Source organism: Rhodobacterales bacterium HKCCA1288 (assembly GCA_015693905.1).
Classification (GTDB): Bacteria; Pseudomonadota; Alphaproteobacteria; order Rhodobacterales; family Rhodobacteraceae; genus M30B80.
This window is the reverse complement of sequence record CP065161.1, coordinates 394615-407644: the sequence shown is the minus strand read 5'-3', so window position 1 is coordinate 407644 and position 13030 is coordinate 394615. Positions and strand designations below refer to the sequence as shown.

Annotated in this window: 12 protein-coding genes and 1 tRNA gene; 3 read left to right on the top strand and 10 right to left on the bottom strand. The window is 56.4% G+C overall.

Going from position 1 to position 13030, the window contains the following annotated elements:
- Positions 1-10: 10 nt before the first annotated feature.
- On the top strand, positions 11-850 hold the full coding sequence (locus tag I3V23_02040; GenBank protein QPI85801.1) for an amidohydrolase family protein: 840 nt from the start codon (positions 11-13) through the stop codon (positions 848-850).
- Here the strand turns inward: I3V23_02040 and I3V23_02035 are convergent.
- From I3V23_02035 to I3V23_02025, 3 genes are read right to left on the bottom strand one after another with little or no spacing between them, the layout of a single operon-like run.
- A complete protein-coding gene (locus I3V23_02035; protein QPI85800.1) occupies positions 845-1741 on the bottom strand; it encodes a bifunctional hydroxymethylpyrimidine kinase/phosphomethylpyrimidine kinase in 897 nt (298 codons plus the stop codon). The genes I3V23_02040 and I3V23_02035 overlap by 6 nt on opposite strands.
- Positions 1731-2723 (bottom strand): TIM barrel protein, encoded by a 993-nt coding sequence (locus tag I3V23_02030; GenBank protein QPI85799.1) that lies wholly within the window; start codon positions 2721-2723, stop codon positions 1731-1733. The genes I3V23_02035 and I3V23_02030 overlap by 11 nt, the downstream gene beginning before the upstream one ends.
- Before the next feature lie 10 nt (positions 2724-2733).
- Positions 2734-3462, bottom strand: a complete 729-nt coding sequence (locus tag I3V23_02025; protein ID QPI85798.1) for a GntR family transcriptional regulator — start codon at positions 3460-3462, stop codon at positions 2734-2736.
- Positions 3463-3548: 86 nt separating this feature from the next.
- Here I3V23_02025 and I3V23_02020 point away from each other — a divergent pair, with 86 nt between their 5' ends.
- Positions 3549-5075: an altronate dehydratase gene (locus I3V23_02020; GenBank protein ID QPI85797.1), complete on the top strand. Its 1527-nt coding sequence runs from the start codon at positions 3549-3551 to the stop codon at positions 5073-5075.
- 5 nt (positions 5076-5080) lie between these two features.
- Here I3V23_02020 and I3V23_02015 read toward each other — a convergent pair whose 3' ends face one another.
- Positions 5081-5833: an SDR family oxidoreductase gene (locus I3V23_02015; GenBank protein ID QPI86640.1), complete on the bottom strand. Its 753-nt coding sequence runs from the start codon at positions 5831-5833 to the stop codon at positions 5081-5083.
- 129 nt (positions 5834-5962) lie between these two features.
- On the opposite strand from I3V23_02015, the gene I3V23_02010 reads away from it, so the two are divergent.
- The gene (locus I3V23_02010) at positions 5963-6295 is read left to right on the top strand and encodes a hypothetical protein (protein QPI85796.1); all 333 of its coding nucleotides are present in this window, start codon (positions 5963-5965) and stop codon (positions 6293-6295) included.
- Between the two features lie 21 nt (positions 6296-6316).
- Here the strand turns inward: I3V23_02010 and I3V23_02005 are convergent.
- From I3V23_02005 to I3V23_01980, 6 genes are all read right to left on the bottom strand, one after another.
- Positions 6317-6406: transfer RNA gene (locus I3V23_02005), tRNA-Ser, on the bottom strand.
- A gap of 86 nt (positions 6407-6492) precedes the next feature.
- Positions 6493-7209, bottom strand: coding sequence for an alanyl-tRNA editing protein (locus I3V23_02000; GenBank protein ID QPI85795.1), 717 nt, complete (start codon positions 7207-7209; stop codon positions 6493-6495).
- 8 nt (positions 7210-7217) lie between these two features.
- Positions 7218-9548, bottom strand: a complete 2331-nt coding sequence (locus tag I3V23_01995; protein QPI85794.1) for a mechanosensitive ion channel family protein — start codon at positions 9546-9548, stop codon at positions 7218-7220.
- Positions 9548-10576, bottom strand: a complete 1029-nt coding sequence (locus I3V23_01990; GenBank protein ID QPI85793.1) for a cysteine synthase A — start codon at positions 10574-10576, stop codon at positions 9548-9550. Before I3V23_01990 ends, I3V23_01995 begins: the two co-directional genes overlap by 1 nt.
- A gap of 79 nt (positions 10577-10655) precedes the next feature.
- Complete coding sequence (locus I3V23_01985) at positions 10656-11762, bottom strand: NUDIX domain-containing protein (GenBank protein QPI85792.1); 1107 nt, start codon at positions 11760-11762, stop codon at positions 10656-10658.
- Positions 11763-11770: 8 nt separating this feature from the next.
- The gene (locus tag I3V23_01980; protein QPI85791.1) at positions 11771-12982 is read right to left on the bottom strand and encodes a class I SAM-dependent methyltransferase; all 1212 of its coding nucleotides are present in this window, start codon (positions 12980-12982) and stop codon (positions 11771-11773) included.
- Positions 12983-13030 lie beyond the last annotated feature (48 nt).

The window sequence follows — 13030 nt, the reverse complement described above, 5'->3', positions numbered from 1 at the left end:
GATATAAACGATGCAAATTGATGCCCACCAACATTTCTGGAACCCTGCCCGTGGCGATTATGGATGGATGGATCCCTCAAACGCCACGCTCTATCGCCCCTATGGCCCGGATGATTTACGCCCGCATTTGGCGCGTCATGGTATTGATAAAACCGTTTTGGTGCAGGCCGCCCCAACGGTGGAGGAAAGCGCCTATATGTTGGGCCTTGCCGATGCCACGCCCTTTGTTGCGGGCGTAGTGGGGTGGATTGATTTTGAAAACCCAGACGATGAGGCAGTCTTAGCGCGATTTGCACAGCATCCTAAATTCGTGGGCGTGCGCCCCATGATCCAAGATATTGAAGATGATAACTGGATGCTGCGCACAGATATCGCATGGGCCTATACGGCCATCGCCAAGCATGATCTGTGCTTTGACGCGCTTGGATTTCCGCGACATTTGGAAAATTTCCACACCATCTTGACCCGCCACAGCGAGATGCGCTGCGTGATTGATCACTGCATGAAGCCGCAAATCCACGCACATAGCGCCGAGACGTTTCAGGTTTGGGCCGATGGCATGGCGGCTTTGGCGCGTGACACCAAGGCCTATTTGAAATTTTCGGCCCTTGTGACCGAGGCAAATGAAGGTTGGACAATCGAAGACCTGCGTCCCTATGCGGATCATGTCTTTGGCTGTTTCGGCGCAGAGCGCATCATGTGGGGGTCAGATTGGCCCGTCTGCCGCCTGCGGGCGGAATATGACGCGTGGCGCCATGCGGCGGAGGAGCTGACCAAAACCCTAACCGCCGAAGAACGGGCGCGGGTCTTTGGCGGCACGGCGGCCGAGGCCTATCGCTTGGCACTATAGGCCAAAGGCGTGGCGCAGTTGCGCAGGGGTAATATCGGCGCGCCCCTCAAGCGGGGTTGAGACATGAAGGGCCGCCGCCCCTTGGGCAAAGGCCGCCGCCGCCGCTAAATCGGCACCGCGCGCAATCTCAGCGGCTAGCGCCCCCACGAAAGCATCCCCTGCCCCATGGGTGGAGATGACGGGCACGCGATGCGCCTTGGCCCCAAAGCGGGTGCCGTCCCGCGCTTGCGCGATATAGCCATCCGCGCCCAGTGTAATGATCACCGCGCGCCCTTCGCGTGCAAGCTGCGTTAAGGCCGCTTCAGGATCGGGCAGATCATGCGGCAGCCCCGCCTGCATTGCGGCCTCTAGGCGATTAACCACCAAAATATCCGCTCGCCCCACCATCACCGCATCGCGCGTCAAGGCGGGGGCCGCATTCCAAATGACGGTGACATCCTGCGGCAAACGCGCCAAGAGCGCGTGATTTTCTGCAACAGGGATTTCGTTTTGCAGCACGACCACTTTGGGGGGCGGGTCAAGTTTTGCCTGCTGCGCATTAATTTGGCGGTTCACGCCCGAAACGACTACCGCGCCATAGCTGCCATCATTTTGCACAATGGCCACGCTCATGCCTGAGGCCCCATCACAGGTGGCAAGCATAGACATATCGACATCTGCGCGCGCAAGTTCAGCGCGCAAAGGCTGCGCAAAATCATCCGTGCCAACCACGCCAATCATGGCAACCTTGCCCCCCATGCGGGCGGCAGAAACCGCCTGATTGCCGCCTTTGCCGCCAAAACGATAAGCCACATCTTTGCCCATCATCGTCTCGTCTGGGGCGGGCAAAGCGGGGGCGTTGACAATTACATCAAGATGCAGCGCCCCCATCACAAGGATATCAGCGCCCATCAGGGATCACCCCGCCATAAAGCCGCTCGGCAATCAGTCGCTGGGTGAGTGCCGCGTTTTGCTTTTGCAACAGATCCGACAGCTCTGAACTTTCGGCGAGTTCTGCGGCAATGGTGCGCAACCGCTCGATGAGCAGGATATTTGTGCGCCCCTCTTCAATCGGGTTCAGGCCCGAATGGTCGGGAAATGTGTCGAAATAAACGACACCATCATAGCCCATGCGGTGCAATTGCACGAATAGCTCGACTGTCGCCACAGGATGCACCGTGCCCGCCATCAAGCCATCATCGCGCTTGCCATAGCCATCATTCAGGTGAACCCCCAAAATCTTGGCATGGCGCTGCGCCAGATAGGCCACATGCGCGGGCATCTCGTTTGCATAGAGAACATGGGCAAAATCCACAGTGACGCCCAAATTTTTGGCCCCAACATCACGAATGGCCAATAATGTTGTGGCCATATCGGGCATCAGCGCAAAGGCGCGCGGCTCATTGGGTTTATATTCGATAGCAATTTGCAGATCGCGGTTATGGGCGCTGACCTCAGCCAAAGCATCAAGCGTATCGGCCCAAAGACGCGCATAATCAGCCTGAAGCGCGTAATCAAACCCGTCTTGCCCCATCCAAAGGGTCATCACGCCCCCACCCATTTCCGCCAAAGCATCTAGACCCTGCTTGGTCAAATCAATCGCCTTGCGCCGTGTTGCGGGATCTGGGTTGGTAAAGGCCCCGATAGCAAAGGCAGGGTCAGAGTAATAGCGCATCGCAAGGCCGTTTAACCCCAACCCATTGTCGCGCAACATTTCGCCAATCTCACGCGCAGGACGCCCTTCGAAGTGATCAGGATAGTTCAAATCCGCCGCATCCATCCCTTCAACACGGGCGGCGGCGGCAATCATGCCCGCGATACCCCGCCCCTCGGCCAGTGGTTTGAATGCATTCAGACGCGCGGCATAGCGGGGTTTATTCGCAGGATAGGACATTTACTGACTTTCAACTGGGGTCGAACAATTCTGGATGGGTCTTTTCAAGCGGAATCAAAGATTTCATCAATTGGCCCAAATGGGCGCGCATCGCTTTTCGCGCCGTTTGCGGGTCACGGGCGGCAATCGCATCGACCAGATCACAATGTTCTTGCAATGTCTCGGCCACGCGCCCTGGCATGGGCAAGATCAATTGCCGCGCGCGATCCACATGAACCCACCCCGTTTTGGCAATGGTCGATAATTGCTTGAACCCCGTAAAGCCGATGATGAGATCGTGCATTTCGCCATCTAGCCGATAAAATTCGGCAAAATCGCCCTCCTCAACCATCACCTTTTGCAGGCGCAAATTGCGGCGCAATTCGGTGATCTGCTCGTCTGTGATAATCTCGGCCAAAAGCTCGGCGCAGGCCAGTTCGATACTTTCCCGCAGAAACGCACCTTCGCGAATTTCTTCCATCGAAAAGCGCGCGACAAATGTGCCAGATTGCGGCACAACATCCACCAGACCCTCGTTAGAGAGGCGCGTGATCGCCTCGGCCACAGGGGACCGCGACACGCCGAGCGTTGCGCAAATATCCTGCTTGCGCAGCGCCTCGCCCGGTTTGTAGCGCAAGGTCAAAATTGCCTCACGCAGGGCGGCGTAGGTGCGCCGTGCCAAATTCCCTTCATAGGAATCCAAAGACCGCAGCCTAACTTCGCTGCCTTGCGTGGGGTCTGATGGTGAATTCTCTTGCATCGTGTCGCTCAATCTCGATAATTCTAGCATGTTAGTATGATTGCCGTGGAAATTTCAAGATCGTAAACTCTCACTTTGAATGAATGATGCCAGCGATGACCCAAGATATTTTGATCCTGAACGCAGATGACACGGTCGGAATTGCCTTAGTTGATATCCGATCAGGCGCGGCTCTATCATCTTTTGAAACCCTTGCGCAATCCGACATTCCAAAAGGGCATAAATTTGCATTGCGCCCTATTGCCAAGGGCGCGGCGGTCATCCGCTATGGTCAAATTATCGGTTATGCGACCGAAGATATTGCCGCAGGCGCACATGTGCATAGCCACAACCTGTCTTTTGGCGATCACAAACGCGGCTATGAATTTGCCACGCAGAACACCCCCCTGCCCGCGGCGGAAAAAAGCGACAGCTTTATGGGCTATCATAGGCCTGATGGGCAGGTCGGCACGCGCAACTATATTGGCATTCTGACATCCGTGAACTGCGCGGGCAGCGTGGCCCGCTTTATCGCGGAGGCTGCTGAAAAATCAGGGCTGTTGGAGGATTTCCCAAATGTCGATGGGATTGTCCCGATTGTGCACAGTTCTGGCTGCGGGATGTCTGGTTTGGGTGAAGGGTATCAGATGCTTTTCCGAACCTTGGCGGGATATTCGAAAAATCCAAATTTCGGGGCGATCCTGTTGGTCGGTCTTGGCTGCGAGGTGATGCAGGTGCCTGACCTGATCGGCCCCGCCCGCCTGCGCGATGGCGAGAGTTTCCGTTATATGACCATTCAGCAGACAGGCGGCACAAAGCGCACAATTGAACGGGGTCTCAGCATGCTGCGCGAGATTGCAGCCGTGGCCAATCGTGCAACACGCGCCCCTGCGCCCGCCTCAAAATTGGTGGTAGGCATGCAATGTGGGGGCTCGGACGGCTATTCTGGCATCACCGCCAACCCTGCCATGGGGTATGCCTCTGATTTAATCGTGCGCCAGGGCGGCACCACAATCCTGTCTGAAACCCCTGAAATCTATGGGGCAGAGCATCTTTTGACCCGCCGCGCGATATCGCCCGAAATTGGTGAAAAACTGATTTCGCGCATCCAGTGGTGGGAAGATTATACCGCCCGAAACGGCGGTGAGATGGACAATAACCCATCCCCAGGCAACAAACGCGGCGGGCTGACCACAATTCTTGAAAAATCTTTGGGCGCGGTTGCCAAAAGTGGAACAGCCCCTTTGGCGGGGGTTTACGAATTTGCAGAAACCCTGACCACGCAGGGCTTTGTCTATATGGACAGTCCTGGATATGATCCATGCTCGGTCACAGGGCAGATTGCCTCAGGCGCAAATATCATCACATTCACCACGGGCCGTGGGTCTGTGTCGGGCTATATGCCCACACCTTGTATCAAGCTTTCGACCAATGATGATCTTTACGCCCGCATGGGGAACGATATGGATATCAATTGCGGTGACATTATCAGCGGCGGCATCAGCCTAGCCGATAAGGGGCAAGAGATTTACCGCGAAATCCTACGCGTGGCCTCAGGCGGCACCACGAAAAGCGAGGAACTGGGCTTTGGCGGGGTCGAATTCGTGCCGTGGCAAGTGGGGGCGGTGATGTAGTTGGATCACAGCGTCAGCTTGCGATCCAGATGCACGTATCCACCATCCACGAACATCCATTGCCCCGTGGTATGGCCCGACCGCGCAGAAAGCAAAAACACCACCATTGCCGCGATTTCCGCGCTTTCGGTCATGCGGCGCGACAAGGGAATTGCGGCCTCGATCTTGCCGCACATCCCATCTGGATCAGGCAAGGTCGACAGCCAGTTTTGATACATGGGCGTCATCACCTCGGCGGGCAAAACGGCATTCACGCGGACACCCTCTGGGGCCAGCTCCGCCGCCCATTCACGCGTCAAACCCAAGACGCCCGCCTTTGCGGCCACATAGGCCGATGTGCCGCCCTGCCCTGTCACAGCGGTTTTTGAGGCCACATTGACCACCGCGCCACGGCTTGCGCGCAGGTCATGATGCAGGTGATGCATCAAGGTGTAATATTGCACGAGGTTGAGATTGAGAGAGGCCCGAAACGCGTCAGGCCCCGCCTCTAGACCCACGCCATCATTGAGGCCTGCATTATTCACAAGCCCGTAGATCGCCCCAAATTCAGCGCGAATATCGCGCAATGCCGCCGCACAGGCCGCATCATCGGTCAAATCAAGGGTGACGGATGTCGCAATCTGCGCCACCTTGCAGGGTTTTTTGTCGATCACGATGACCTTGGCCCCTTCGGCCACAAGATCTTGCACAATCGCCTCGCCAATCCCCGATGCCCCGCCTGTCACGATGCAGGGTTTCCCCTCTAGCCCAAAATCCATGACCCGCCCCCGTTTGTCGCTTGCATGACCCCCACGTTTCACAGGGGCGAAGATCCATCCCATTCCCCTTGCTTGTGCGCAGGCTTTCGGCAATCCTATTGCTGCAACGCATAGAATGGAGCGGGACAGATGTTTGTAAGATGCGCCTTTTTTAAGGGTAAAATCAAGGATGGCATGGAGGCAGACTTCCACATCCATTGGCGCGAAAATCTTTTGCCGCTTTGGTCGGCCTTTCCCAATCTGCAAGAGTTGCGCGTGATGCGTGAAGTGGAAAGCGATGACCCCGACAGCCCCTTCCCGCTTGTGATGGCCATGAAATTCAAAACCCGCGATGACATCGAAGAGGCGCTGAATTCCCCCACAAGATGGCAAAGCAAAGAAGTGTCAAAGCGGCTTTTTGACATGTTTGACGGCCATGTCATCCACACGGTCTTTGCCGCCGATCAGTTTGATCCGATGTAAGCAACTCATCAAAGGGTGAGGTGGCGGACAGACAGGGATTCGAACCCTGGAGACGGTTTCCCGCCTACACGCGTTCCAGGCGTGCGCCTTCGACCACTCGGCCACCTGTCCGTAGGGCGATCTCCTATAGGATATCACCCCCCTTGTGCAACCCGTGAATTGACATCCCCCGCAGAGAATTTCACCGAGGGACGAGTTTAGGCAAACCCGATGCTGACGCGGCGGTTTTGGCGGCCTTTGTTTTCGATTTTAAGGATCTCTAATTTGCCGATCTCGCCTGTTCGCGCAACATGGGTGCCGCCGCAAGGTTGCAGGTCAATCTGGGCCGCCCCTTCGCCGATTTGCACAAGACGAATACGGCCCGCGCCGCGCGGAGGTTTGACCGAGAGGGTTTTGACCATCTCAGGCTTTGCGTCCAATTCCGCCTCGGTGATCCAGTGCTGTGTTACGGGCAGGTTGCGATCAACCAATGCGTTCAGCTGACCTTGCAGGATCATACGCTCGGGCAAACTATCGGGAATGTCGAAATCAAGCCGCCCACGTTCTGCGCCAATCGCCCCGCCTGTCACCCCATAGGGCAGCACAACAGACAACAGATGCAAGGCGGTGTGCATGCGCATATGGTTAAAGCGGCGCGCCCAATCAAGACGCTGCTCAACCGCCGCGCCAGATTTTGGCAGGGCCACGGGTTCGGCAGGCAAGAGAACAACATCCCCGCCCTCGCCCTTCATCGTGGTGGCGATGGCGATGCGCCCGCCCTCGTAATCCAACCACCCGCTATCGCCCGGCTGTCCGCCCCCTTGGGCATAGAAGATGGTTTGATCCAAGATGATCCCACCTGCATCCGTCAGCCCTTTAACGGTCGCAGGCGCAGTTTTGCGATAGGCATCTTCCAGAAATAAAAGCTCACTCATACCAGCACTCAAGATTTAGGGGCGGCAAGCGCCTCGGGGTTGCGCAGCCACAAATCACGCTGTGCGAATGGGATTTCGATACCTGCCTCGCGGAACCTGCGGAGCAGTTCAAGGTTCATCTCGGATTTCACCGACAATAGGAAATTAACATCTCGCAGGATCGCGCGAATTTCAAATTCCAACGCATCCGCCCCAAAATTCACCATCAAGATGGTTGGTTTTGGTTTCAAGATCACCATCGGATGCGCCTCGGCCACCTCGGCCATGATTTTCATCACAAGCTGCGGATCGCTGTCATAGGCCACCCCAACAGGCAAAATCAGGCGGCCTGTGTTGGAGGAGTGGGTCATATTGGTGACCACGCCCGCAATCAAATCGGCATTCGGCACAATCAAATCAGAACGATCAAAGGTTTCAATTCGGGTGGAGCGCACAGAGATTTCGCGCACATAGCCCATCTGACCATTGACCTCGATCCAATCGCCCTCTTTGAACGGGCGCTCGATCAACAAAATGATCCCTGAGACGAAATTGGACACGATTGTTTGCAGGCCAAAACCGATACCGACCGACAGCGCACCAGCCACAATCGCAAGGGAGGATAGATCAATCCCTGCCGAGGTGATGGCAAAAAGTGCGGCCAAGAAAATGCCGACATAGCCCGTTCCCGCCAAAATCGCGCTTTGACCGCCTTGGTCGATTTGGGTTTTTGGCAGAAGGTTATAGCGCAGCGTGCTTTGAAGCGCGCGGGTTGCCGTATAGCCAATCGCAAAGACAATCGCGAAAATCAGGAAATTGCGGGGCGAAATCGTTACGCCGCCAATGGTGAACCCCGAGACAATCTGCGCCCAAATGTCAGATAATTGCGCGGGCCGCACCCCCCAGATCAGGGCAAAGGCGGGCAAGGACGCCAAGACCAAGATAAATCCAATCAAGGTCGGGGTCAGGGCCTCGTCCAACCCCTCGTTGCGGCGGGTTAAGGCCCCGTAGGCATCAGTCACCACCCGCTGCAAGATACCTAGAACCGCAAGCAAAGACAGGCTGAACAACATCGGCAACAGGAAGGACGATCCCGCGGTGAAATACCCAACCCCCGCTAAAATCGGCCCCAAAAGACCAAGCGCCATGACCGCCAAAGACAGCGCGCGTGTCATGCGCAGCATCAGGGGGCGCGCGCCCTCCAACTGGGCTGAATTTTTGACGTGAAGGGCCAAAAGACGACCTAATTGCCACATCATCAGACCCGCCAAGACCACGATTGGGAAACTGATCACCAATCGATCAGCGGAGGTGAAATTTTCGGTTTGTGCGACCTGCCCCACCAAAAGCCACAGCCCCACAATCGCCCCCAAAACCCGCGCCAAGCGGCGCCCTGTCGCGCGTGTCGCCTCGTCTAGCTGCAGAAGGGGGCGGTTGGCCTCATCGAAGGGAAAAACCTGCCGCCCAAGCCATATCGCCGCCATAAAGCTGAGCGCCATCGGGGCGGCCATTTGCACCAACACCGCCGCGCGAAACCCGACCATGCCCGAAATCTGCACCGCATAGGCCAAGGCCCAAACCCCAAAGACGGGCATGGCATGATGCAAAAGAGACAGACCAAACAAGGCAAGCCGCGCCGTGGGGGTCGGGCTTGGGCTGTGATGCGCTTGCATCCACCGCCCCACAAACCCCCTGCCACGGGTCAAAAGAACAAGCCCCACAATCACAAAGATCGCCACAAGCGGCAGGTTCGCCCCAAGGGCGGATAACTGCGCAGGCGCAAGTGAATAGGTTACGACCTCCTGCCCTACAGCAAAAGCGAAGCCAAGCAGTGTTGCAACCGCACTGGGCCAATTGGCGGGGTTAATCGGGGCGGGTTCCAGCTGCAACAAGGCGCCCGCCTGACGGGCGGCGATTTGCGCATCAATTTCGCCGATGAGGCCTTGCGCCTCGCGATAGGCCGCCTCCGCGCGCCGCGCGGGTGCCTCTGCATCGGTCAGGCGTTGGGTCAAATCCGCGCGTTCTGCGGCAATCGCAGCAGGCTCGACCTCCCCCTCTGCGGGGACAGGGCCAAGGGCCGCGATCTGTTCGCGCAAAGTTGCGATGCGACTGGCATTGATATCTTGCGCGTCCAAAAACACCGTGCGCCACGTGACGATCTCAGCGCGCACCGCCTCAAGCATCGAGGTTGACGCGCGATCCCCGTCAATCATCACCTGCGCGCGCGCACTCAGTTGTGACCACGCAGTGTAATCGGGCGGGTCTTGTGCCAAAACCTCGGCTGTGAGGCTAAGCCACAAGACCGCAAAAGCGATCAAAAGCCGTGTCAGGGCCAAACTTGGTCGTGCGAATTTCATCATTACTCAAATACCACGGGCAAATCCGCCGCACCGCAGTCAAGCCACGCGGGCACGGGTAAGCCCTTTTCACGCAAGAATTCAGGGTTGTAGAGCTTTGATTGATAGCGGGTGCCATAGTCGCACAAAATGGTCACGATGGTATGACCCCGCCCCATCTCGCGCGCCATGTGAACCGCGCCTGCAATATTCACCCCTGATGAGCCGCCAAGGCACAAGCCCTCCGTGCTGAGCAAATCAAACACGATTGGCAGCGCCTCTTGATCCGAGATGCGATAGGCGCAATCGGGCGTAAACCCCTCTAGATTAGCGGTGATGCGCCCCTGCCCGATCCCTTCGGTGATCGAGGTTCCGGGCGCGTCAAAGGTTCCATTGGTGTAAAAGCTATAAAGCGCGGCCCCTTCAGGATCAGCCAAACCGATGCGCACGCCTTTGGGTTGCAGCGCGGCACCAACCCCCGCCAATGTGCCGCCCGAGCCAACCGCGCAGATGAACCCATCCACCTTGCCCCCGGTCTGTTCCCAAATCTCTGGGCCCGTTGTCTCAATATGCGCCTGACGATTGGCGGTATTGTCAAACTGATTGGCCCAAATCGCCCCATTAGGTTCGGATTTTGCAAGTTCAGCCGCCAAACGCCCTGAATATCGCACATAATTGTTCGGATTTTTATAGGGTGCCGCAGGCACTTGCACCAATTCGGCACCTGCCAAACGCAGCATGTCTTTCTTTTCTTGGCTTTGCGTTTCGGGGATCACGATCACAGTGCGAAACCCAAGCGAGGCCCCAACCAGCGCAAGACCAATGCCCGTATTTCCCGCCGTGCCCTCAACAATCGTGCCGCCGGGCTTGAGATCACCGCGCGCAATGGCATCGCGAATGATGTAAAGCGCTGCGCGATCCTTAACCGACTGACCGGGATTCATGAATTCTGCTTTGCCCAAAATCTCGCACCCAGTCTCATCGCTGACTTTGTTCAGACGGATCAGGGGCGTATTGCCAATCGCAGCAGAAAGATCGGAATAAATGGTCATAGCGCGCCCCTTTTTGGCAGAATTCTTTGCTTTCTCAAGGGATAGGTGGGATGGGGCGATAACTCAAGGGGCGTTGGCGCTATTGTGAGGGCCAGCCCCGCGCGGCACGCATGCGATCAAGCGCCATTAAAGATAGCAAAAGCGGTGCATTGCTGAGGCGCGCCTCCTGTACAAGGCGAAAGGCTTCGTCAAAGGGCAAGGTAAAGGCGCGAATATCCTCGCCTTCGGCCAACAGGCCATGGGTGCTGTCATAATCCTGCGCCAAATCAGCAAGGCCGATGTAAGAAATCAGGATTTGCGCAACCGCCCCTTGGCTTGGGTAATACCGCCCGATGAGATGCAGCGCGTTCAGCGCAACCCCTGCCTCCTCGCGGGCTTCGCGCTGTGCAGTCTGCTCATAGGTTTCGCCCTCGTCACATATGCCTGCCACAGTCTCAAGCAGCCATGGGTTTGGGTCACCTTGAATCACAGCGGCGGGGCGGAATTGTTCAATCAAAAGCACCAAGTCCCTCTTGGGGTCATAAGGCAGCACAGTGACAGCTTCGCCCAGATCAAGGATCAAACGCCCCGCAGGGTCAGACAGGCTACCATCAAATCGTTGGTAAGAGGCCGCAATGTCGATTAAATTAAAAAATCCATTATATACAGCACTTTGATGCGCGATATTCAAGCGGCGCTTGAGGGTCTCGCCCGCAGGCGGATGATCGCCCGCACGCAGATGGGCCTGCGCCCGCGCGCGAATAATTGGCAGACGGGCAGCAACGGCCTTGGCCGTTTCAATACCATATGACGACATGATGTCTTGCGCGGCCAAACGTGTCAGCGCGCCATGTGCCACAGCCCAAGTTGCAGGGTCAAAGGCCCCACCTTTAGGCCAAGACCCACCTTCAGGTGGCAGATAAATCTGCAGCGGTCGCGCCTCATAGGAAATGGTTGTGCGGGTGTATCCAAACACATCCTCATAAAAATCTAGCCGTGCGAGATCGCCCGCATCCAACCCTTGCAAAATGTCGATCTCGCAGTCCGCCCCACCCTCGGGCCAGATCATGGGATAATGCTGTCCCGCAACCATCGCCACACGATAGCCAGAAAGACGGGCAGATGGCATCTCGCCCCCTGCCCGCCCTAAGACAATCTTGAGGATATCAGGATCACGCAGCGTGCCGTAAAGCGCGAGATCAGTCATACTATCCCTCAGCTTGGCTTGCGCACCGTGATTTGGGTCACATCGCAATTGCGGAAATGAAAGGTTGCAGCACAAGAGGTTAGATAGAAATTCCACATCCTGCGGAAGCGATCATCAAACCCAAGGGCGGCCACCTCATCCCAACGATCGTTGAAAGTGTCATACCAACGCCGCAAGGTCTGGCTGTAGCTTTCGCCAAATTCAATTGACCCCGCTACCTCAAGCCCCGCTTTGTGAACTTCTTCGCGCAAAACAACGGGCGATGGCAGCATGCCACCGGGAAAGATATATTTCTGAATGAAATCGACCGTATTGCGGTAAATCTGCCAACGGCGATGCTGAACTGTAATGATTTGCAAAGTCGCCTGTTTGCCAGGCTTCAAGCGATCTCGCAGCGTTTTGAAATAGACGGGCCAATATTTCTCGCCAACCGCCTCGAACATCTCAATCGAGGCGATCCCATCATAAAGCCCCGTTTCATCGCGGTAATCTTGCATCTTGATCTCGACCTGATCAGACAGGCCCGCGCGGGCAATCCGATCAACCGCGTAATCATGCTGCTCGCGCGAGATGGTTAGGCCCGTGACCTTGAGGCCGCGTTCGCGCGCAGCATATTCGGCAAACCCACCCCATCCACAGCCGATTTCCAAAACATGATCCCCAGGCTGTGCGCCCATCTGATCCACCATCGAGGCGTATTTGGCGATCTGCGCGGCCTCAAGGCTTTCTTGGCCCGTTTGGAACAGGGCCGAGGAATATGTCATCGTGTCATCAAGCCACAATTTGTAGAAATCATTACCCAGATCATAGTGATAAGAGATATTCTTGCGCGCCTGAGATTTGGAATTGCTTTGCAGCCAAAACCGAAACCGTTCATAGGCGCGGGCGATTTTGAGACCCAAGAAACCGTCATAGATATCGTCATTGCCCGCGTGAACCAGATCAAGGAAGGCTTGCAGGTCAGGGGTTGACCACCACCCATCCAAATAGGCCTCGCAAAACCCAAGATCCCCTTCGCGGATCAGGCGCGCAAATACATCCACATTGTGAATGTGAATTTCAGCAACAGGCCCCTGACCAGCCCCTTCGGCGCGGAAGATGCGACCATCGGGCAGAACCATATCCAAACGGCCGTTTTTCATGTCCACAGATTTGGCAAAAACCGCCTCAAAATAGCGCGGTAGGTTTGGTTCACCTTTGGTGGTTGTTTTTATTGTCATCGTTCCCCCTGACATTGTCAGCCAGTTTCGCCTTAAACCTGTGCAGGC

Coding starts and splice junctions, on each gene's coding strand:
- I3V23_02040 (QPI85801.1), top strand. CDS start 11: ATGCAAATTGATGCCCACCAACATTTCTGGAACCCTGCCCGTGGCGAT.
- I3V23_02035 (QPI85800.1), bottom strand. CDS start 1,741: ATGGGCGCTGATATCCTTGTGATGGGGGCGCTGCATCTTGATGTAATT.
- I3V23_02030 (QPI85799.1), bottom strand. CDS start 2,723: ATGTCCTATCCTGCGAATAAACCCCGCTATGCCGCGCGTCTGAATGCA.
- I3V23_02025 (QPI85798.1), bottom strand. CDS start 3,462: ATGCAAGAGAATTCACCATCAGACCCCACGCAAGGCAGCGAAGTTAGG.
- I3V23_02020 (QPI85797.1), top strand. CDS start 3,549: ATGCCAGCGATGACCCAAGATATTTTGATCCTGAACGCAGATGACACG.
- I3V23_02015 (QPI86640.1), bottom strand. CDS start 5,833: ATGGATTTTGGGCTAGAGGGGAAACCCTGCATCGTGACAGGCGGGGCA.
- I3V23_02010 (QPI85796.1), top strand. CDS start 5,963: ATGTTTGTAAGATGCGCCTTTTTTAAGGGTAAAATCAAGGATGGCATG.
- I3V23_02000 (QPI85795.1), bottom strand. CDS start 7,209: ATGAGTGAGCTTTTATTTCTGGAAGATGCCTATCGCAAAACTGCGCCT.
- I3V23_01995 (QPI85794.1), bottom strand. CDS start 9,548: ATGATGAAATTCGCACGACCAAGTTTGGCCCTGACACGGCTTTTGATC.
- I3V23_01990 (QPI85793.1), bottom strand. CDS start 10,576: ATGACCATTTATTCCGATCTTTCTGCTGCGATTGGCAATACGCCCCTG.
- I3V23_01985 (QPI85792.1), bottom strand. CDS start 11,762: ATGACTGATCTCGCGCTTTACGGCACGCTGCGTGATCCTGATATCCTC.
- I3V23_01980 (QPI85791.1), bottom strand. CDS start 12,982: ATGACAATAAAAACAACCACCAAAGGTGAACCAAACCTACCGCGCTAT.